This window comes from Rhodanobacteraceae bacterium (assembly GCA_024234055.1).
Taxonomy (GTDB): domain Bacteria; phylum Pseudomonadota; class Gammaproteobacteria; order Xanthomonadales; family SZUA-5; genus JADKFD01.
This window is the reverse complement of sequence record JACKOW010000006.1, coordinates 239,400-259,020: the sequence shown is the minus strand read 5'-3', so window position 1 is coordinate 259,020 and position 19,621 is coordinate 239,400. Positions and strand designations below refer to the sequence as shown.

Genomic DNA, 19,621 nt, shown 5'->3' with positions numbered 1-19,621 from the left:
CGCAGGCCAGCGCGCCTGTCCGTGCTTCTCGCACCCAGGCGCGGCATCCAGATGCCGGTTGCAATTTGGATGCCAGTTGCGAAACTCGCCGGAAAAACCCTCTTCTCAGGCCAAATCAGGCTTTCCATCGAGTTCGAACCGATCGCGGACATGTCCGGACACTCACCGATCGCGCACTCGCGGACAGCCTGAGCAAGGTTGCCCGCCAGAGGGCCGTTGCGCGCAACCAGCTCAGCGATCGAAACTGGCCCTGTAGGCACTCGGCGACATCGCGTGCCGGAGCGCGAACTCCTTGTTGAAATTCGATTTGGTCTGAAAACCAGCATCGAACATCACCTCGGTGATCGGTTTGTCCCGAAGCTCGGGGTCGCGCAACTGGGCAGCGGCGTCAGCCACTTTCCAGTCGTTGAGCAGGGTGCGCATGCCTCGGCCGTGCACCTGGTTGACCGCCACTGACAGCTGGCGAGCCGGTACCCGCAAGCGCCGAGCAAGTTTGGCCAGGCTGATGCCAAACTCGGCATGGGCACGCTCTGCGCGCAGCAGTTGTTCCAGTTGCTGGCACAGGGCGATGGCGTCTGCGGACGCGGCCGGATCGCTGATCGAGGCCTCGGCTAGTGGCTCGGTGGAGCCATCCGGGACCGCCGACAGGGTCTCGCGCAAGCGGCCGAGCCACTCCGGATCGCGCCAGGCCCAGACAAACAGCAGCATGCCCGGGGCGAGCAGCGCCAGCGCCCCAAAAGGTAGCCAGGGCGACTCCGTCAGGCGATCACCGTGGGCCAGTGACCAGCCAATCAGACCATCGACCAGCACCAGAGCGAGCAAGCTGGCCGCAGCCAACAGGCGTGCCTGACGGCGCAGGGATTGTCCCAGATCCCGGCGATCGCGGCTGAGCAGGGCCAGTGCATAGCCCAGCATCAGCAGCAGCAGCGCGGCGTCCAGCCAGCTGCCGGACGCGGGCCAGGCCACCAGCGCGGCGATGATCGCGGGCGGGACCAGGTGCAGAGCGTCCAGCGGCCGCCAGCGGGTGTCGGCTCGCTCGAACAGCAGGAAAAGCAGCCCCGGCAAGGCGGCACCAGAGATGGCCCGCCAGGCCGGCGGGAACATGCCGGGGCGCAGCAGCTGCAGCCCCAGAGAGCCCGCCTGCACCGCCAGCAGGCACAGCAGCAGTAATCCCAATCCGCCGCCGCGCTGCCGCGAGAGCAGCAAATGCCCCGCGAGCATGATCGCCACCAGCGCCGCGCCAAAGCTCACCCATGTGCTCAGCGCCTGCATGCAGAAAATCTCCGAGGTCCTCAAACAGGATTCAGGTCGCGGCCGCAGACGGGGCTGGACAAACTGGCCGCCCCCGTCCTCGGAGACCAAACATGCCACGCCCGAACCTGCCGGCAAAGTTGCTTCTTGCGGCAATGCTCGCCTGCAATGCCCCGCTCTACGCCCACAGCCTTCTGATCAGTGACGTCATTCTGGTCTCTCCCGAGCGCGCCGCGCCGCTGGTTCACGCCCACGTGCTGGTGCGCGATGGCCGGATTGCGGAGATCCGCCAATCGCGGCCGCGGGGTCGCTTTGACCAGACGCTGGACGCGCGCGGCCGTTGGCTGACGCCCGGCTTGATCGACAGCCATGTGCATCTGGGCAGTGACGCCGGGCTGCGCGAGGATCAGGCCCAGGCTCATCCGGAGCTGCGTGCGGCCTTTCTGGCCCAGGAGCCGCGCAGCTACCTGTATTTCGGCTTCACCCACCTCGTCGATCTCAACGAGAGCGAGGACTTCATTCGCCAGTGGCGGGCATTGCCCTTGGCGCCAGGCCTGTCCTACTGCAAGTCGCTGCCCTTCCCGGGTGGCTACGGCGAGGCCTTCCTGCCCGAATCGGTGCGCAATCGCACCCCCTATCTGCTCGATGATCCGGCGCAACGCGAATCCATGCCGGAAGGCTATGAACCCGAAGAGCACACGCCCGACGCCGTGCTGGCCAAGGTCGCGCGCACGCCGGCCATCTGCGTGAAGACCTACTTCGAAACCGGCTTCGCCGGCTTGTGGGATTGGCCAGTGCCTTCGGATGCCCTGATCGCGGACGTCCACCAGGCAGCGAAGGCGCGCGGGCGCCGCCATGTGCACCATGCCAACAGCCTGGCCGGTTACCGGCAAGGACTGGCGGCCCGAGTCGACGTGCTTGCCCACGGCCTGTGGCACTGGGATGCGCACAATGCAGAGCGGAAGCTGCCACCGGCAATCGCGAAGCTGCTGGATGAGTTGATCGCTGCCGGCATCGCCATCCAGCCGACCAGCCAGGTGCTGGGCGCAGAATTGCGCCTCTTCGATCCGGCCTTTCTCGACGATCCCCGGTTGCGCAAGGCGGTACCGGCAGCCCTGCTGGACTTCTATCGCAGCGAGGACGCGCAGTGGTTCCGGCGCAAGATGGAGCAGAATCTCCAGCGCACGGAACTCGTGCAGCAATTCCTGGGGGCCGAAGCGAACGGCGATCCCCGCCAGACCAGCCAGGTGGCACTGGACCGATTGCAGCTGGTGGTGCGGTACCTGCACGCGCAGGGCGGCCGCCTGCTGCTCGGCAGCGACACACCCTCCAGCCCCACCTACACCAACCCGCCGGGCTTGAACGGGCTGCTGGAGCTGCAGTTCCTTCAGGACGCCGGACTCTCACCGCACGAAGCCCTGCTCGCCGCCACCCTGGACAACGCCCGCAGTATTGGACTGGACGGGGAACTGGGCAGCATCGAAGTGGGCAAGCGCGCCGACCTCCTGCTGCTCAGCGCCGACCCCTTGGCCTCGGTCCAGGCCTTCGACCACATCGACCAGGTGATTCTCGGTGGCCGAGTGATCAAGCGGGAAACCTTGGCCGCCGATGCCTGCGCTGCACCGGGGCACCAGTCCGGGCGCAAGCGAGCCTGCTGAACGGCAGCTTTTGCGAAACCGCGCTGGCCGGTCTTTCAGGCCACGAGGTCCGGATTCGCGCCGACGCTCGCTCGCCTGGGAATGACCCTGGCCTCGCGGGCCTGTTGCCTGCTGCAGTCATGACCGATAGCCCATTGTCGAACCTTGGGCGCCATGCCAACGTCGCCCGCCGCCCGGGCTGCGCGAAACACGGCAAAGGAACGAACATGAATCGAATGGGTGATGGCAGGCAGGAACGTAGCGCTTTTCCGGGCTCCTTCAGGCGCTGGATCGGCCTTCCGGTTCTGGCGGCAGCCATGCTGCTTGGCCAGGCCGCGCTGGCCGATCCCGCCGCGGAGCAGGATCGTGCTGCGATTCGGCAGCTGGAAGAGGGTGTTGCCCGGGTGCTCGCGGAAAAGGGCTTCGATGCCTATGCCGACTTGTTCCATGCGGACTACAGCAATTGGGGCGATGGCGGTGTCGCCCGCGACCGTGCAGCCTTTCTGAGTGATGTGCAGCGCTGGCACGCCGGTGGTGGCCATGCGGTCGCGACGCACATGGCGCCCCTGAGCATCGAAGTGTTCGGGGATCTGGCGCTGTCGCGCTATGTGCTGCGCGAAGACTTCAATGATGGCAGCGCATTTGTCGGGCGCTTCGTGAGTCTGGCCAAGCGCGAGCATGGCGCTTGGCTGCTGTTTCGCACCAGCTACACAACCCTGTACCAGGGTCCCGCCGCCGATGCGCCGGTGCCCACGCCGGCGCTGCAAGCGACCATTGGAACGGACGCCAGGCGGGCGGAGTAACTCGCTACCCGCCCGACGTCAGCTACGCGGAGAATCAAGCACCTGTCAGGTGCGTCCACGGAAAGGAAGCGGTGGCTCGCCGCCTGCGAGTTCAGGCCTGGACAAGTCCGCCCAGGACTTGCCAGACCTTTCTGCAAGCTGCGTACGCCCTGCGGACAAAGCGCTTAGCCCGGCTCGGATGCCTCTGAAGCCACCGTGTTCAACAAGGTGCGCAGATAGACGATGTCGACGGGTGCAAAGCGCGGCGTGCCTTTGGCATCGGGCAGCACGTTGGAAACGATGCCCACCACTTCTCCGGCCGAATTGAGCACCGGCGCGCCCGACAGACCGAACATCTGTTCCAGCGATTGCTCGCCAAGGTCGATCAACAGATTGGATCCCTGCCGCTCGATGAACTTGCCCGCGTACTGATCCTGGGCGCAGCTGGCTTCGGTGGCGTAGGAACATCCGATCGCGCGCAGCGTGTCACCGGCCTTGGGCTCGGCAGCCGCCAGATGCAGGGCCTTGAACGGGCCGGGATTCTTGAGCTCGAACAGCAGAGTGTCGAGCTTGAGCACATCAGGCGTGACGGCTTCGGCGGGATCGCCATTGAGCAGCGGCCCGAATGCAAGGGTCTCGCGGCTACGCGGATCGCGCAGATTCCAATGGCCAAGTTCGCCGGCCACATCGGTCGTCGCTGGCGGCCCGCCGTTGCGCATCAGCAGCACATGCTTTGCGGTGACACCGAAGTAGCGGCCCTCGTGCTCAATCACGAAGCCGCTACCGAGAAAGGGCTGTTCGCTCGCCGAGGCGAACTGGACATCATTGACGCCCGAAATCAATTCGGACTTTGCCGGCGCGGCGTGGGCCATCCAGGGGCCGATCGCAAGCAACACGGCCGTCAGCAGGCGTGTGGTTTTCATGGTGGTGGTTTCCTGTGTCTTAGCCTGCATTTCTCACACCTGCGCGGGCGAATGCCCTGATATCTTGATGGGCGCGGGATTCCAGATCTGGACGCAGTCAGGGCGCTTACATCAGCATTCGCCCGCTTTGCGGCCCTCGCTGGTTCTTTGCGCCCATCGCAGCGTTGCTCCTCCTCGCAATGGAACCACCATTCCTCGTCGTCGCGCCTTGCGATGGGCGCAAAGCCCTGCGCGATCTTCCGCAACAGGCGTGAGAAATGCGGGCTAGAAGCACTGCCGCGCGAGTCGCGACAGGCGAAGATCAGAGTCCGGTCGTCGGGTGGAGTTCCAATTCGGGCGACCCAACTGATGGCAGGGGCGCCAGGAACTGCGTTCGAGTGCGAATCGGCGATCCCAGCGGGGCTGGGGCTCCGGGAAGCCAGAGCGCTGATGGGCACATCCCGCCCGCGCAGCTGCGCGGGCGGGTTCCTTCCGGCGTCGCCCCTTGGCGACGCCCTATCGGGCTGCTGACGGCAGCAGACCCTTCATGACGCTGTCGAAGCCGCCGACCACGGTCAGCTGACCAACCTTGTCGGTGATCTTCTCCAGCGCTTCCAGCTCCTTCAGACGCATCAACAGCGGGCTTTCCTCCAGGATCTTCGCCGTGTTGAGCAGGCTGCGCGTGGCCGCCGTTTCCTCACGACGCTTGACCAGATTGGCCTGCGCCTGCTTTTCCGCCTCGACCACCTGGTTGAGGATGGCCTTCATCTCACCCGGCAGGATCAGATCCTTGACCCCCACGCTGACCAGGCTGACGCCGACATCGGCGAGCTTGGCCCGGGCGTATTCCGAGACGCCGCTGTCGACGCTGCCCTTGTCGGCCAGCAATGCATCCAGCGGACGGGTACCGATCACCTGACGCAAGCCGAACTGCAGCTCGCGATAGGCATAGGCCCGCACATCGGCCACCTTGCTGCGCGCCAGCACCGGATCGCTGACGCGGTACACAGCCACCAGGTTCACCCGCAGGCTGACCTTGTCGCGGGTCAGGATCTCCTGACCGGCCACGTCCAGCTCGGCCAGTCGGGTATCGACCAGTTCCGCGCGCAGATTGCGGCCGTAACGCCAGTAGCCGTAGACACCGGCCGTCAACGGCGCCTGCATCACGCCGTCGATAGTCACCAGTCCGACGCTGTCCGGCGCCACTTCAACCACGACTGCGGCCGCCTGGACTTCCTTGACCAGTTCAGCGCTGCCCGGCGCCCGCAATTGCAGCAACAGCTGGGCGTCGATGGCCGCGGTCGCTGCCAGGTCGACCCGCACGACGTCGACAGCTTCGGCGGCACGCCAGTAGAACTGCCGCGTACCCGGCGCCAGCACCCGCATCAACTTGCCGCGCTGGTAGACCAGACCCAGCTCGCGCTTGCCCAGATCGACTTCCATGACCTCGGCTTCGATGGCGGCACGGTGCGTGCGGATCAGGCTGTCGATGCCGTTGATGGCCACTTCAGCCCGATCGAGATTGTCCAGACGCAGCTCACGACGGGCCGGCGCGCCGAAGCGCCAGTAGCGGCCCGGGCCGAGCACGCCCTGGAATCGTCCATCGAGCATCTCGATGGCGCGCTGGTTGTCGGCAATGACATATCGCTTGATCCACATCACACACACTCCTTGGCAGCGTCCTGCTGCCTTGCCACTCGCGCACCACGCGCGAATCCTTGTCGTCAATTGCGATTCCACATACGCACCGGCGTACGAGGCTCCGGTAGTGCCGAGCTTGCTCGGCAGGGTTTGCGGCTCTGCATCCAGGCAAAGCCCACAAGCCCGGCCAGAGCAGCGGAGCGAGCTCCGCTCTACCAAAGCCCGAAATAGGACCGTTGACTCCACGCAGGGCCGACGGGTGGTCGGTGGTGCGCATGCGAGACGGGCGGCAAGCACCGGATTCGGGGGCGCGAGAGGGCTCGCGGGAGAGAATCCGATCATCGACGCCCGCTCGTCATGCGCCCGGTGCCGGCCACTCAGGCCAGCCCTGCGCTGCGCTTTCAGCTTCGTCCCCCACCGCCCTGTCCGGCACGGCAGATCGCTACGCTTGGGCGCTGGAGCCCGCGGTTGCACCGTCTCGCGACGGCGCGGCTGCCGAGATTGCCCCCTCGGCGGGGTCCTGCAACGAGCCTGTTCAAGGCATACGGCGGGAGTCGAACCCGCGACCCGATCATTAACAGTGATCTGCTCTACCTGACTGAGCTACGTGTGGGCTTTTCAACCCGGCAGGGCCGTGACGGAATCGAACCGTCGCCTGTGTTTCCACCGCTCGACCTCCGAGCTGACGGCCAGGACCTCCACTCGCCGACGCTGCTGCGGTACCTGGACAGGTCAGCGACCGCCAGACCAGGCGGGCGCCGTTTCCGGCCAACCCGCTATCGCTGCAGCACACGTCCGTGCTGGTGGATCTATGGGTTTATCGAGATTCTCAATAAACCGATTATTCCGGGCGTGATAATCCCTTCCCGCGCCCGGGCCTTTATTGCTGAGCGACGATAATCGCCCGATTATTGGAGCCACCCGAACCTGGCCATCCTGGCGTCATTGCCACCCTGCACTTGATCCAGGGCAAGCAATCCGGAAGCGCGCTCCAGATTCGTGGAGTGCGTCGCCGCGCGAAGTGCGTCCAGACAAGTCTGGACCCACAACAGCGAAGGCCTTCTGCCGCGCAAACCCCAAATGCAAGAAGCCCCCGGTGGTGACCACCGAGGGCTTCAGGCTTGAAGCGACTCGGAGGCTGCCAGCGCAGCCCCCGAACTATCGAGGGCTAGCGCGCCAAATGCGAATTCAGTGGTGCACGCGGCGCCAGATCCGCACCAATGCGGCTTCCGGCAAAACCGTGGCGGGTTGAATGCAACATCGATAGATCCTTCTGCGTGAGGGTTATGGTCGGACCACTGGGCCGATGCCTGCGCATTATCGCGACGAAAAACAGAATGTCAAGCACCCGATTAATACCGCTGGTCGGTATTAATCGGTAGGGAGCAGCTCGGGAGGCTTCGCCAGGCTTTCGACGATATGCAAGCGCTAGCGCCGCGCTGCGGTGCCGCTTTGCGCTGAGCGGAGATCAAATGCGGCCGCGCAGGCGCGCATCCCTCCTCATCGCCGCGTCGTACCTGCCGGGGTTCATGGCCCGTGGGCAGTTTCAGGCCGAAACAGGTGGCTCTCCATGAACCCATATCGTAAGTCGTTGATTTGCTGTTGTAGGTCACGTTGCTCGCGTAGCGAGCTACGTGACGCAACTCGATGTCACGTAGTCCGCTGACGCGGACAACATGACCTACGACACCGGGATCATGGCCCGTGGGCAGTGTCGGGCCGATACAGGTGGCTAGCAATGACGCCAGATCGGAACCAGCGCGCTGCCCTTTTGCGCCAGCACCGACAACCGACAACCGACAACCGACAACCGACTACCAGCAACCCGAAACAAGAGCTTCCAGACCAGTCCGGACCCACAAGGGCCCTCGCATCTCCCCGTGCCCCGTGCCCCGTGCCCCGTGCCCCGCAGCCCGGCTTCTCAGCCGTAGTCGAAACTGCGAGCCGCCGGTGCCAGCAAGCGGAAGGCCTTGCCCAGCGGGGCTGCATACTGGCGCCAGCGACCGCTCTCCAACCGATCCGGCAGACCGGCCAGCACCGGCTTGCGCGGGGCCTCCAGTTGCAGCGAGTCCGCGCTCACGCCCAAGACCTGGCCAAGGCGCTCTCGCAGCGCGTTCGGATCGGCGTCGAAGTCTTCACCGCGGATCACCGTGACGGCCAGACCGGCGGAGGAACGCATGCGGTCCAGATGCTGGTACTGCCGCAACAGATAATTGGCCGCCAGTTCCGGCTGCGGAATCGGCCGGGCCGGCGAAGTGCCGAATGCCAGCCAGTGCAGCAGCACATCGCGCGGATCGCGCACGAAGGCCAGCACTCGCGCCTGCGGCAGCGCGCCGGACAGGGCTGCGTACTGCACCCATTCGAGTGAGGGCAGGACATCCAGCACCGGACGCCCTGCAGGCAGCTTGAGCCGATCGAAGGCGCGCCAGTAACGGCGTCGGAACAGCTGCAGGGTGCTCTCGCCCAGACCCTGCTCGATCTGCGAACGCTGATCGGCGGCCAGACCGTCGTGGCGCCCGGCGGCACTCAGGCGGTCGCTGAGCACGGTGATCGCCTTGCCCTGCATCAGCGCCTTGATCAGGGCTTCGGCGCCGCTGCCCGGTATTTGCGGCACGAACACCACCGGGCGCCCCGGCGCCTGGGCCAGGGGCATCGGCAACTCGCGCGGCGGGCCGAGCGGGTCGGCCAGAGCCGGCATGCGCTGGCGCGGCATCTGCGCGTGAACCTGCAGCCAGTGTCGGACGGCCGCGTCGGAATCGCCCTGGCGGTCCGCGGCCATGCCCAGTACGAAGCCGCGCGTGGCCTTGGCAGCGGCGTTGAGATCGCCGATATCGAGGGCGGCGAGTGCCGCGCAGTGCGGGCCAGGCTTGCCGTTCTTGACTTCATAGCCTGCGGCCAGCATCAGCGCCTTGGGCTGCTTCGCATCCAGCGCCAGGGCGCGCTCGGCGGACTTGCGAGCCAGCGTGCTGTCACCGCGAAGTTCGGCGCCAGTGGCCAGCTCGGCGTGGGCATCGGCGTGCTGGGGCTGCGCTGCCACCCAGGCCTGGGCCAGCTCGAAGGCTTCATCAAAGCGATTGCGTTGTGCCAGAAGGCCAAGACGATGGGCCCAGATCGACGGATGGGCCTCGGCGGTGGCATAGGCACCGAGCAGCGAGATGGCGTCGTCGATGCGGCCCGAGCGAGCCCGAGCCTCGGCCGCGGCGTGGATCAATCGGGGCTCGTGCGGTACCCGCACCAGAACCCGGTCGAGCAGTTCGATGAGTTCGGCGTACAGCTGCTTGCCCAGCGACTGATCACACAGTTCGGCCAGCATGGGCAGGTCTTCGGCATCGAACTCGACCAGCTTTCGCGCCAGGGCCATCGCCGCCGGGGCGTCGTTGTCGGCCAGTCGGGCGCGCGCGGCCATGCGCTGGATGCGGCGGTTCTTCGGCTCCAGCGCCAGCGCATTGTCCAGCGCCTGACGGGCAAAGGCGGTGTGACCCTTGGCCAGCAGGATGGTCCCGAGCACCGATTGTGCGCGGGCGTCCTTGGGCAGATCGGCGATGGCCTCCTGTGCCAGCGCCAGAGCCTTGTCGGTATCGCCGCGCACCTGGCAGATCTGGGCCAGGCCGACCTTGGCATGGGCGTCGTCGGGATCGGCTCGCAGAGCGGTCTTGAAGCGCTGTTCGGCCTCGTCGATCTGCCCGGATGCCAGCGCCAGTTCGCCAAGCTGGGCATGACCGCGCGACCAGTTGGGATCGAGCGCGGCGGCGCGCTGCAGGAACTCGGCGGCGCGCAGCGAATCGCCCTGCTGCGCCAGCAACAGGCCGTAGTTGACCATGTAGCTGGGTTCGTCCGGCGCCGCTTCCAGCGCCCGCTTGAAGTGACTGCGGGCGCCGAGCAGGTCGCCCTTGCGCGACAGCACCACACCGTACATGTTGAGCGCTTCGGGATCGTCCGGGTTGTCGTTCAGGCGGTCGCGCAACATGTGGTCGGCCTGCTCGATCTGGCCGTTCTGGATCAACTCGCGAATATCTTGCATGGGTGCCTCTGGCGCTGTCGCCTGGGCGACCGGCGCGTGACTGCGCAAAGGGTTGACCGCTGAGAATAGCAGCGCCTGACACGACCGGTCGCCTTTGCTGGATGGCTCAGGTGCTTTCCGCTACGATTTGCGCCCCTTCGTGCTTGAGTTGCAGTGTCCATGACCGTGCTTGTCACCGGTGCCGCCGGCTTCATTGGCGCCTATGTCGCCAAGGCCTTGTCGGCGCGCGGCGAGCGCGTGCTGGGCCTCGACAGCTTCAACGACTACTACCCGGTGGCGCTGAAGCGCGATCGCGCCCGGGCGCTGGGCGCCGGCAGCAGCTTCGAGATGATCGAGGGTGATGTTGCCGACCAGGGCCTGCTGGAGCGGATCTGGCGCGAGCACGCGCCCACCCGGGTGGTGCATCTGGCGGCGCAAGCCGGCGTGCGTTACTCGATCGAGGCACCGCGACCCTATGTGCACAGCAACCTCGTGGGTTTCCTGGAAATCCTCGAGGCCTGTCGGCAGCATCAGGTGCAGCATCTGGTCTGCGCCAGCACCTCCAGCCTGTATGGCCAGAATCCGGTGCAGCCCTTCCGCGAGGACGCCCGCATCGACCGGCCGCTGTCGCTGTACGCCGCGACCAAGGGCGCCAACGAGCTGATGGCACACAGTTACGCCCATCTGTACCGCATTCCGATCACCGCCCTGCGCTTCTTCACGGTCTACGGGCCCTGGGGCCGGCCGGACATGGCGCCGTTGCTGTTCACCCGGGCGATCCTCGCCGGCAAGCCGATCCAGGTGTTCAACCATGGCCAGATGAAGCGCGACTTCACCCATGTCAACGACATCGTCGCCGGCGTGATCGGCGCCCTGGACGCGCCACCGGCTGCTGTCGATGGCGCCGCGCCCTACCGGGTGTTCAACCTCGGGCGCGGCGAACCGGTGGACTTGATGCGCTTCATCGAGCTGATCGAAGAGGCTGCCGGTCAGCCCGCCGAGCGCCTCTACAAGGACATGCAAAGCGGCGACATGCTCGAGACCTTTGCCGATATCGGCGCTGCCCGGGCAGCCTTCGGCTACCAGCCGCAGACCTCCATCGAAGCCGGCGTGCCGGTGTTGGTCGAGTGGTGTCGCAACTATGCCTGGCCAGAGCCATAGCCCACGTACTGCCGCGGCGCCAGCGCGGCCGGCCGCATCGCCGAAGCCCAGGGCTTCGCCTTGATCCACACCTGCTCCTGATTGCGGACCTTCTTCATGGATTCCACTCTCGATCTCTCGGTTGTCGTTCCAGTGCACAACGAACGCGACAACGTCACGCCGCTGCTGCTGGAAATCGAGGCCGCGCTCGGCCCGCTGGCGCTCGATTGGGAAGCGCTGTTCGTCGACGATCACAGCCGCGATGACACGCTGGCCGTGCTGCGGGCGCTGAAACCCGCGCATTCGCACCTGCGGGTGCTGCATCACCGCAGCCAGAGTGGCCAGAGCAAGGCCGTACGTACCGGGGTCAAGGCGGCGCGGGGTCGCTGGATTGCCACGCTCGATGGCGATGGCCAGAACGACCCGGCCGATATCCCCAGGCTGCTCGCGGCCCGCGATGCCGGCGACGCCAGGGTCAAGCTCTATGCCGGCTGGCGAGTGCAGCGCAAGGACAGCGGCAGCAAGCGCTGGGCGTCGAAATTCGCCAACGCCATCCGCTCGCGCCTGTTGCGGGACGAGACCCCGGACACCGGCTGCGGGCTGAAGCTGTTCGAGCGTGAAGTGTTCCTGGATCTGCCTTATTTCGATCACATGCATCGCTATCTGCCGGCCCTGGTCAAGCGCGCTGGCTGGCAGAGCGTTAGCGTGCCGGTGAACCATCGCGAACGTACCGCCGGCAGATCCAAGTACGGCAATCTGGGCCGGGCCTGGGTGGGACTCAAGGATCTGCGCGGCGTGGCCTGGCTGATCCAGCGCAGCAAGATCACTGCGGTCGACGAGCTGGAGTAGTTCGATGAATGAGGAACTGCTGTGGCTGCAATGGACCGGCTTGCACATGACCTGGTGGAAGCTGATCGGACTGACCGGTGCGGCCATGTTCGGCGGCCGCTGGGTGGTGCAGTTCATCGCTTCCAGGCGCGCCGGCAAGCCGGTGATTCCGCGCGCCTTCTGGTACATGAGCGTGCTCGGCAGCCTGATGGCACTGAGCTATTTCCTGTTCTCGTCGAAACAGGATGCCGTCGGCGTGCTGCAGAACCTGTTTCCCTCCTTCACCGCCGTCTACAGCCTGTACCTGGACATCCGCCACCGCGGCTGGAACCGGGACAAGGCCAGCCACTAGGAGGACCGATCGAGCATGTTGTGCATTGTCTACAAGAGCTCGCGCCGGCCCGACACCTACGTTTACGTAGCCGAGCCGGAAGCGCTGGGCAAACTGCCGGCAGCCTTGAGCCAGGGCCTCGGCGCGCTGGAGGAAGTGCTGCGTTTCGAGCTCAGCCCGGAGCGCAAGCTGGCCCGTGAAGACGCCCGCCTGGTCTGCGCCAACATCGCCAGCATCGGCTTCCACGTGCAGTTTCCGCCGGCCAGCAGCATCCATCCGGTGGACCCGACGGCCTGAGCGCTTGACTGCCAGCTGAAGCGCCTGTGCGACGCCTGTAACGGAAGGGAACTTGGCCCGCCTATGCTCGGTCCATCGCCGTCTCGTCCGGAAGCAACGCGACCGTGCCACTCAGCCACTCGACTCCGCTGCTGATTGTTGCCGGCACTCGACCCGAGGCGTTGAAACTGCTGCCGCTGGCCGAAGCCCTGACCCTGCCCGCGATCTGGTGCTGGACCGGCCAGCAGGGCAACAAGCCCCCGGAGTGCCTGCACTTGCCCTGGCATGAACTGCCGCCACCGGCGCATCCGTTGCGCCGCCGGCAGCTGGAGCAGACCCTGATCGAGCATCTGCTCGCGTGCATGTTGCAGCACCGGCCGCAAGCCGTACTGGTACAGGGCGACACGGTCAGCGCTTACGCCGGAGCGCGGGCGGCACAGCAGCTCGGGCTGCCGCTGATCCACCTGGAAGCCGGCCTGCGCAGCGGCGATCTGCGCTCACCCTTTCCCGAAGAAGCCTATCGCCGGCTGATCTCGCGACTGGCCCGCTGGCACCTGGCGCCCAGTACCCGGGCTGCCGCGCAACTGCGCTGCGAGGGCGTGGCGGGCGCACAGATACACGTCGTCGGCAGCACGGCCGTGGATGGCCTGCGCGTCAGGCCGCTGCCTCCGGCCAGCGACAGCTACCATCTGCTGGTGGACGTGCATCGTCGCGAGAACGCCGGGCGCGCGCTCGATCGACTGGCGCTGGGACTGCGCGCGCTGGCCCGCAGCGGCTGGCGGATTGGCGTCTGCGCGCATCCCAATCGCAGCTGGGAACAGCGCTGGTCGCAGGCGCTCGGGCCCAACCACGGACTCAAGCGCCTGCCGCCGCAGAACCGCGAACAGTGGCTGGCGCTGGCCCAATCGGCCCGCGGTGTGCTCAGTGATTCCGGCGGCGCCGCCGAGGAGCTGCCCTATCTGGGGGTGCCGCTGCTGCTGTATCGACGACGCAGCGAACGCCCCGAATCCCTGGAGTCCGGGCATGCCCGCTGGCTGGATCCGCGGGCAGTCGGTGATCTGGACGGCGTCATCGAGCGCGCACTCGACCAAGGCCGCTGGCCCGCAGCCTGGCCGCTCTCCGTGGACAGTCCCTACGGCGATGGCCGCGCCGGCGCCAGAGCCGCCGCTGCCATCCACGCCTGCTTGGGTCTGCGCCCGAACCGGTCCGTCACCCAGCCACAGCTGCAGAGCGCATGAACTTTCGAACCGCCGTCGACCCCGAACTGCAGATCAAGGCGGCACTGGTGCGCCTGCGTGAGGACCTGACAGGACCCGGCCATGATCTGCACTGGCCGCGCGGCGTGGTCGGCGCCTTCGATCAGCGTCAGCAGGTGCTTTACGGCTATCCCGAAATTGCCGGCTACTGGCTGCGCTGGGCCAGCAACCGCGCCGATGTCGGAGACCGCAGCGGCAACAGCGTGCTGACCTGGCTGATCCGGCAGTACGCGCAGAACCAGGGCTGGCCGACGCGGGTGGCGGCGCACCGCGGCGATGTCAGCGCCGACTATGCCGATGCCAGTTATCTGTTTGACCACGTGATGCTGTGGGATGGCCTCCAGCGCTGGGGACGCGCGCGGCATTCGGCCGATGCCATCGGTCTGGCGCAGCTGGCCTGGGAACGCGCCCAGTCCTTTGTGGTCGATGGCCGAGTACTCGCTGCCAGTGGTGCGCTGGGCCAGCGCTGGTCCAGTCAGGGCGGTCCTTTCCTGCTCAAGGTCTGCGCCCGGGTCCAGAGGGCTGACGGGGTCCTGGCCGATGCCTGTGCGCTTGCCCGGCCGGACTGGATCAGGGCGGCGCTGGAACAGCCGCACCGCGAGGCGCACCCGCAGCTCTACGCCATCGAAGGCCTGCACGAGCTTGGCTTGGTGGTCGAAGCGCAGCAGGCCTTCGGCGAGTTGCTGCGAGCCCACGGCGGCGTCGCCCGCGTGCGCGAACAGATCGGTGGCGGCCCTCGCCGCAGCGATGTGCTGGCGCAGCTGCTGCGGCTGGCCTGCGTGCTGGGTCTGGCAGACAGGGCCGACCCGGAGTGGTCGGCGCTGGCCGGCGAACTCGCCGCGCGTGTGGATGCGCGCGGACGTCTGCCCTTTGCCGAATCCGCCAGCGGCACCCGACCGAGCTGGGCCGCCTTGTTCTGCGAGCAGGCACTGGGCCTGTGGCTGGGCAATGCTGGCGACACGATCCTGCTGGTGTAGTCCGAGTCATGGACCTGATCAGCGCACGCACTGCGCCAATGCCGCGGGTGTTGTGGATCGAACTCAGCTCGCGCTGTCCTTTCGATTGCATCTTCTGCACCCGCGCCAGCTTGCGCGGCGCCGGAGAGCTGCTGGATCTTGCGCTGTACCGGCGCCTGATCGGTGAGCTGGAGCGGCCGCAGATCATCCGCCTCAACTATGCCGGCGAGTCCGGTCATTATCCGCAGCTGGCTGAAGCCGTGGCCCTGGCCGCGGCCACCGGCGCCGACGTGGAACTGGTGAGCGCGCTGGCCTCACTCAAGCCGGGGCGTCTGCAGGCGGCACTGGACGCCGGCCTGACCCGCCTGACCGTTTCGCTGCACACACTGGACGCCGGCGAATTCGATGCCATCTACCGCTTCAGCAGCCTCGCAGCCATGCATCAGCGTTTGCAGCAGGTGCTGGACTGGCGCCGCAACAGCGATCGGCGCTTCCTGCTGGATCTGGCCTTCGTGGCGATGCAGCGCAATCTGGCGCAGCTGCCCGCCATCGCCGCCTTTGCCGCCGAACACGGGATCGAAGTGCTGGCGGTGCACCCGCTGATCGGTCGTGATCCGCTGCCACTGGGCACCGCCGCCGAACACACGGCCAGCGGCACGCTGCACCAGGAATTCCGGACCCGGCTGGAAGATGCTGTGGCCGAGGTCCGCCAGCGCTGGCCGCAGGTGGCGATTCAGCTGTCATCTCACGAGCTGAGCGCCCACACCAGATTGAGCGCCCACCCCCAGGCCTGGCCTTGGCCAATGCCCGACGGTGCCGTGATCAGCACTTGCGACCAGAGCCCTTTCGACAGCGTGCACGTGCTCGCCGATGGCCGCGTGATCGCCTGCGAGGTCACCGAGAAAGTGGCGCTGGGCGATCTGCGCCAGCAGAGCCTGCGCGAGATCTGGAACGGCCCGGCCTATCGCGCTTTTCGCGAGCGCCATCGCTCGGGCGCCGAGTCGGCCTGTCGAAGCTGCGTCTACAAGCGCGTGCACCAGCCGCAGCCCGCGAGCGTCCGCATCGAAGGCCGGCAGGCACCGGCCGAGCAACTGCTGAGCGGCTGGCACGGCGACGATGGCAGTGGCGTGCGCTGGAGCAGCGCCGAGGCCACGCTGTGGTTGCCGCGCGTGGCCAGACATCGACGGCTGCACCTGCATGGCATGGTCGCCCCGACAGCAACACCAGCACCCTTCAGCGTGCATCTGGACGGGCTGTTGGTCCACCAGCAGACCGAAGCCGGTCCATTGCAGCTGCGACTGCCGCTGCCGCCATCGACCCAGGCACAGCGTGTGCTGCAACTGCGGCGCGAGGGCGCCAGCAGTCCGCATGCGCTGGGCACCGGCGCCGATCTGCGCGAACTCGGCTTTGCCCTGATCCTGGCCGAGACCCGCTGATGGCCGACGGCAGTCGCCGACTCCTCCCTGACCCAGCCAGCGGCGCGGGCGCGGCCAGCGAGCCCATCGAGGTTCTGATCCCCGAGCGCGGGCGTCCCGATCTGCTCGGGGCCACGTTGTCGGCGCTGGCGCTGGCCTGTGCCGGACTGGAGGTGCCCTGCCAGATCCGGGTGCTGGTGAACGGTGCCGCCGCATCGGACTACCGCGCGCTGCGCAGCGCGCACGCTGGCGTGGAATGGCGCTTCGTGCAACGGCCGCTGGGCTTTCATGGCGCCGTGGCAGCACTGCTCGATCGGGCACAGGCGCCGTGGGTGTACCTGCTGAACAGCGATATGCGCCTGCAGCCCGATGCGCTGCGAGTGCTGCTGCCATGGCGCGCAGCGGATGTCTTCGCGATCGCCAGTCAGATTGAATTTGCCGATCGCAACCGCCGTCGCGAAGAGACCGGCTACACCGTGCCAGTGCTCGGTCCCGACGCTCATCTTGAACTGCATGATCTGCTGCCACCCGATGCATGCGTACGTGGCCATCTCTACGGCGGCGGCGGTGCCACACTGTTCCAGACCGCCGCCTTGCGCCGCTACCTGCCGCTGAGCGGGCCCTACGCGCCGTTCTACTTCGAGGATGCCGACTGGGCCATGCAGGCCTGGGCCGAGGGTCTGTGCTCTCTGCACTGCCCGGCGTCGCGGGCGATCCATGAGCACCGCGGGACCATCGGACGCTTTGTGTCGGCCCGGCAGATCGAGCACGTCGTGCAGCGCAATCTGGCGCATTTCCGCTGGCGCTACGGCGATCTGTTCCAGGCACCGCGCTGGCATGGCGGCAGGATCGACCGCCTGCAAGCCTGGCTGCGCGGCCTGCGGCGCAGTCATCGGCAGGCTCGTCAGCGGCTGCTGGACAGTCCCGTCGCCGCCTGTCTGCAGCAACTGCATCTGCAGCGCTATCCGCACGCGCAGCGCTGGCGACCGGGCAAGCCCAGGGTGCTGCTGGTCAGTCCCTTCACGCTCTTGCCGCCGGCACATGGCGGGGCCCGTCGGGTGATCGAACTGGCCCGCGCCAGCGCCGACGAGATCGACTGGATCCTGCTGCATGACGAAGCCGGTGAGCAGGCGCTGCCGGCGACGGCCGACGACGGCATCTTCCGCCAGATTCACCCGGTCGGCGGGCGCCCGGATTCCGGCCCGGACTTCGAAGCACGCTGGTCTGCCCATGCCCATCCGCGCCTGCGCGCCGAACTGGCACGATTGATCGCGGCGCACCGCCCGGATGCCATCTGCTTCGAACACCTGGAATGCCTGGGACTGATCGAGCAGCTGGACGCGCGGGTTCCGCTGTTGTGGACACTGCATGATGCCGGCCGCGAGCTTCCCGAAACCGCTGGCGAACGGGTGCGCGCGGCCCTGCGGCGGGTGCAGGCCCTGCTGCTGACCACGCCCCAGGATCTGGGCCATTGGCCCCATGACTACCAGCAGCTGATCGAGAATGGCGTTCGTCTGCCCGCACAGCAGCCGCTGCCCTCGCCCGATCGCGGCCCGCTACTGCTGCTGGCGCCGCTGCGCTACGGCCCCAATCTGCAGGGTTTGCAGTGCTTTCTGGAGCAGGCCTGGCCGAGCCTGTCGGCACGCTATCCCTGGTTGCGGCTGCGGATCCTGGGCGGCGTCGATGGCGCCAGGCTTTGGGGCGCGCGGCCGCTGCCGGCATCGGTGGACCTGATTGAAGGCGCCGTCGACCCCGCCCCGCACTACGAGGACTGCCTGCTGGCGCTGAACCCGCAGGGCGCCATCGAGGGCTCGGCCATCAAGATTGCCGAAGCGCTGGCCCATGGCCGGGTGATGGTCAGCACCATGAGCGGCGCCCGCGGCTATGAATCCCTGTGCAGTGCCGGGCTGCTGCGGGTGCCCGACTGCGCCGCGATGGTCTCGGCCATCGTTGCACAGATCGATGCGCCCGAGCGCCGCCGGCGGGCCGAGGCCCAAGCCACGGCAGATATTGCCCCCTGGTCCTGGGCGCCGCGGGCCGAGCGACTGCGGCAGGTGATCGAGCAGTGCATCGTCCGGGGCCGCAGGTGAGCTACGACCGGATCGCGCCGATCTACGATGCCGACATGGGTGCCAGCATGGCGCTGCCCGATGTCGGCTACTACCTCGAACAGGCACGCCTGGCCGCCGGGCCGGTGCTGGAGCTGGGCTGCGGCAGCGGTCGCGTGCTTCAGGCCCTGCTGGCCGAAGGCCTGCTGGCCGTGGGCGTCGACCGCTCGCTGCCGATGCTGCGTCAGGCCAGGCTGCGCTGCGGCAGCGAGGCCAGTCTGCTGCAAATGGACATGCGCCAGCTGGCCCTGCGCGGTCGTTTCGCGCTGGCGCTGCTGCCCTATTCGCTGGTGACCTATCTGCTCGACGAGGCCGATTGGCAGGCATTGGCCCAGGGCCTGTCCCAGACCTTGCAGGAGCGGGCGCGGATCATCATCGATGCCTTCATCCCCAGACCGCAGCTCGCCGACGGACGCTGGATGCGGGACTACGCCCGCCGCCACCAGGGGCGCTGGCTGGTCCGCCACAAGCGCATCCAGCAGCTCGGCGACGGCAGCCACCGGATCGAACGTCGCTACCGTCTGTGGGGAGCCTTCGGCGGCCGCACGCTGTGCACTCGCGAACAGATCCGCGCCTACGCCCCGGACCAATTGCGCGCGCTGTGCGAGCACCATCTGGGCCGTGTCACGCGTGTCGACTGGGACTATGGCGAGGCAGCATCGGCGGAGCAGGCGAGTTTCTGCACGCTGACGGTGCAGCGGTAGCGGGGCACGGGGCACGGGGCACGGGGCACGGGAAAGGTTACGGGCTTCTGGCTGTTGTAGGTCCAGATTTGTCTGGACGCTTCTCCAGCAACAACCGAAGAGCGTCCAGACAAGTCTGGACCCACAAGAGCGGGCGTCCAAGCGACCTCGGACTTGATCCGGGAGAAGCCGTACAGACGCACGATTGCCAATTCCTGGATTGCTTCGTCACTCCGTTCCTCGCAAAGACGCCGGCTTTTCCCCTGCCCCCTGCCCCCTGCCCCGTGCCCCTTGCCCCGTGCCCCTTGCCCCTTGCCCCGTGCCCCCTTGCCCCGTGCCCCGTCCCCACCGGCTATGCTGCGCGGCCACCTGCCAAGCAAGCCCACCCGATGAGCCCCGAGCAACGCGCTGACAA

15 protein-coding genes are annotated in these 19,621 nt (G+C 67.1%); 11 read left to right on the top strand and 4 right to left on the bottom strand.

All coding sequences use genetic code 11. The annotated features are described in order from the left end of the window. Positions 1-231: 231 nt before the first annotated feature. Positions 232-1,272, bottom strand: coding sequence for a helix-turn-helix transcriptional regulator (locus tag H7A19_12795; GenBank protein ID MCP5475704.1), 1,041 nt, complete (start codon positions 1,270-1,272; stop codon positions 232-234). A gap of 92 nt (positions 1,273-1,364) precedes the next feature. Here H7A19_12795 and H7A19_12790 point away from each other — a divergent pair, with 92 nt between their 5' ends. Then, the gene (locus tag H7A19_12790) at positions 1,365-2,909 is read left to right on the top strand and encodes an amidohydrolase family protein (GenBank protein MCP5475703.1); all 1,545 of its coding nucleotides are present in this window, start codon (positions 1,365-1,367) and stop codon (positions 2,907-2,909) included. 206 nt (positions 2,910-3,115) lie between these two features. Then, complete coding sequence (locus H7A19_12785; protein MCP5475702.1) at positions 3,116-3,691, top strand: nuclear transport factor 2 family protein; 576 nt, start codon at positions 3,116-3,118, stop codon at positions 3,689-3,691. A gap of 164 nt (positions 3,692-3,855) precedes the next feature. Here H7A19_12785 and H7A19_12780 read toward each other — a convergent pair whose 3' ends face one another. From H7A19_12780 to H7A19_12770, 3 genes are all read right to left on the bottom strand, one after another. Further along, the gene (locus H7A19_12780; protein ID MCP5475701.1) at positions 3,856-4,593 is read right to left on the bottom strand and encodes a trypsin-like peptidase domain-containing protein; all 738 of its coding nucleotides are present in this window, start codon (positions 4,591-4,593) and stop codon (positions 3,856-3,858) included. 495 nt (positions 4,594-5,088) lie between these two features. Then, a complete protein-coding gene (locus tag H7A19_12775; GenBank protein ID MCP5475700.1) occupies positions 5,089-6,231 on the bottom strand; it encodes a slipin family protein in 1,143 nt (380 codons plus the stop codon). A 1,903-nt stretch (positions 6,232-8,134) separates the two neighbouring features. After that, positions 8,135-10,234 (bottom strand): tetratricopeptide repeat protein, encoded by a 2,100-nt coding sequence (locus H7A19_12770; protein ID MCP5475699.1) that lies wholly within the window; start codon positions 10,232-10,234, stop codon positions 8,135-8,137. A 159-nt stretch (positions 10,235-10,393) separates the two neighbouring features. On the opposite strand from H7A19_12770, the gene H7A19_12765 reads away from it, so the two are divergent. From H7A19_12765 to H7A19_12725, 9 genes are all read left to right on the top strand, one after another. Further along, complete coding sequence (locus H7A19_12765) at positions 10,394-11,374, top strand: NAD-dependent epimerase/dehydratase family protein (protein MCP5475698.1); 981 nt, start codon at positions 10,394-10,396, stop codon at positions 11,372-11,374. A gap of 96 nt (positions 11,375-11,470) precedes the next feature. Continuing rightward, a complete protein-coding gene (locus tag H7A19_12760) occupies positions 11,471-12,202 on the top strand; it encodes a glycosyltransferase family 2 protein (protein ID MCP5475697.1) in 732 nt (243 codons plus the stop codon). Between the two features lie 4 nt (positions 12,203-12,206). Beyond that, entirely contained in the window at positions 12,207-12,533 is a 327-nt protein-coding gene (locus tag H7A19_12755) for a lipid-A-disaccharide synthase N-terminal domain-containing protein (GenBank protein MCP5475696.1), read from the top strand. Positions 12,534-12,548: 15 nt separating this feature from the next. Then, positions 12,549-12,809, top strand: coding sequence for a YcgL domain-containing protein (locus tag H7A19_12750; GenBank protein ID MCP5475695.1), 261 nt, complete (start codon positions 12,549-12,551; stop codon positions 12,807-12,809). Positions 12,810-12,913: 104 nt separating this feature from the next. Then, positions 12,914-14,026 carry a UDP-N-acetylglucosamine 2-epimerase gene (locus tag H7A19_12745; GenBank protein MCP5475694.1) on the top strand — a complete coding sequence of 371 codons (1,113 nt, stop codon included), beginning with the start codon at positions 12,914-12,916 and terminating at the stop codon, positions 14,024-14,026. After that, positions 14,023-15,021, top strand: a complete 999-nt coding sequence (locus tag H7A19_12740) for a hypothetical protein (protein ID MCP5475693.1) — start codon at positions 14,023-14,025, stop codon at positions 15,019-15,021. The genes H7A19_12745 and H7A19_12740 overlap by 4 nt, the downstream gene beginning before the upstream one ends. Before the next feature lie 8 nt (positions 15,022-15,029). Then, complete coding sequence (locus H7A19_12735) at positions 15,030-16,436, top strand: SPASM domain-containing protein (protein MCP5475692.1); 1,407 nt, start codon at positions 15,030-15,032, stop codon at positions 16,434-16,436. Then, positions 16,436-18,505, top strand: a complete 2,070-nt coding sequence (locus H7A19_12730; GenBank protein ID MCP5475691.1) for a glycosyltransferase — start codon at positions 16,436-16,438, stop codon at positions 18,503-18,505. The genes H7A19_12735 and H7A19_12730 overlap by 1 nt, the downstream gene beginning before the upstream one ends. Further along, positions 18,502-19,227: a class I SAM-dependent methyltransferase gene (locus H7A19_12725; GenBank protein ID MCP5475690.1), complete on the top strand. Its 726-nt coding sequence runs from the start codon at positions 18,502-18,504 to the stop codon at positions 19,225-19,227. The genes H7A19_12730 and H7A19_12725 overlap by 4 nt, the downstream gene beginning before the upstream one ends. Positions 19,228-19,621 lie beyond the last annotated feature (394 nt).

What these genes read in the sequence shown, in the direction of transcription:
- H7A19_12780 (MCP5475701.1), bottom strand. Translation starts at nt 4,593, where the DNA reads ATGAAAACCACACGCCTGCTGACGGCCGTGTTGCTTGCGATCGGCCCC.
- H7A19_12785 (MCP5475702.1), top strand. Translation starts at nt 3,116, where the DNA reads ATGAATCGAATGGGTGATGGCAGGCAGGAACGTAGCGCTTTTCCGGGC.
- H7A19_12755 (MCP5475696.1), top strand. Translation starts at nt 12,207, where the DNA reads ATGAATGAGGAACTGCTGTGGCTGCAATGGACCGGCTTGCACATGACC.
- H7A19_12770 (MCP5475699.1), bottom strand. Translation starts at nt 10,234, where the DNA reads ATGCAAGATATTCGCGAGTTGATCCAGAACGGCCAGATCGAGCAGGCC.
- H7A19_12765 (MCP5475698.1), top strand. Translation starts at nt 10,394, where the DNA reads ATGACCGTGCTTGTCACCGGTGCCGCCGGCTTCATTGGCGCCTATGTC.
- H7A19_12760 (MCP5475697.1), top strand. Translation starts at nt 11,471, where the DNA reads ATGGATTCCACTCTCGATCTCTCGGTTGTCGTTCCAGTGCACAACGAA.
- H7A19_12750 (MCP5475695.1), top strand. Translation starts at nt 12,549, where the DNA reads ATGTTGTGCATTGTCTACAAGAGCTCGCGCCGGCCCGACACCTACGTT.
- H7A19_12790 (MCP5475703.1), top strand. Translation starts at nt 1,365, where the DNA reads ATGCCACGCCCGAACCTGCCGGCAAAGTTGCTTCTTGCGGCAATGCTC.
- H7A19_12740 (MCP5475693.1), top strand. Translation starts at nt 14,023, where the DNA reads ATGAACTTTCGAACCGCCGTCGACCCCGAACTGCAGATCAAGGCGGCA.
- H7A19_12795 (MCP5475704.1), bottom strand. Translation starts at nt 1,272, where the DNA reads ATGCAGGCGCTGAGCACATGGGTGAGCTTTGGCGCGGCGCTGGTGGCG.
- H7A19_12730 (MCP5475691.1), top strand. Translation starts at nt 16,436, where the DNA reads ATGGCCGACGGCAGTCGCCGACTCCTCCCTGACCCAGCCAGCGGCGCG.
- H7A19_12775 (MCP5475700.1), bottom strand. Translation starts at nt 6,231, where the DNA reads ATGTGGATCAAGCGATATGTCATTGCCGACAACCAGCGCGCCATCGAG.
- H7A19_12735 (MCP5475692.1), top strand. Translation starts at nt 15,030, where the DNA reads ATGGACCTGATCAGCGCACGCACTGCGCCAATGCCGCGGGTGTTGTGG.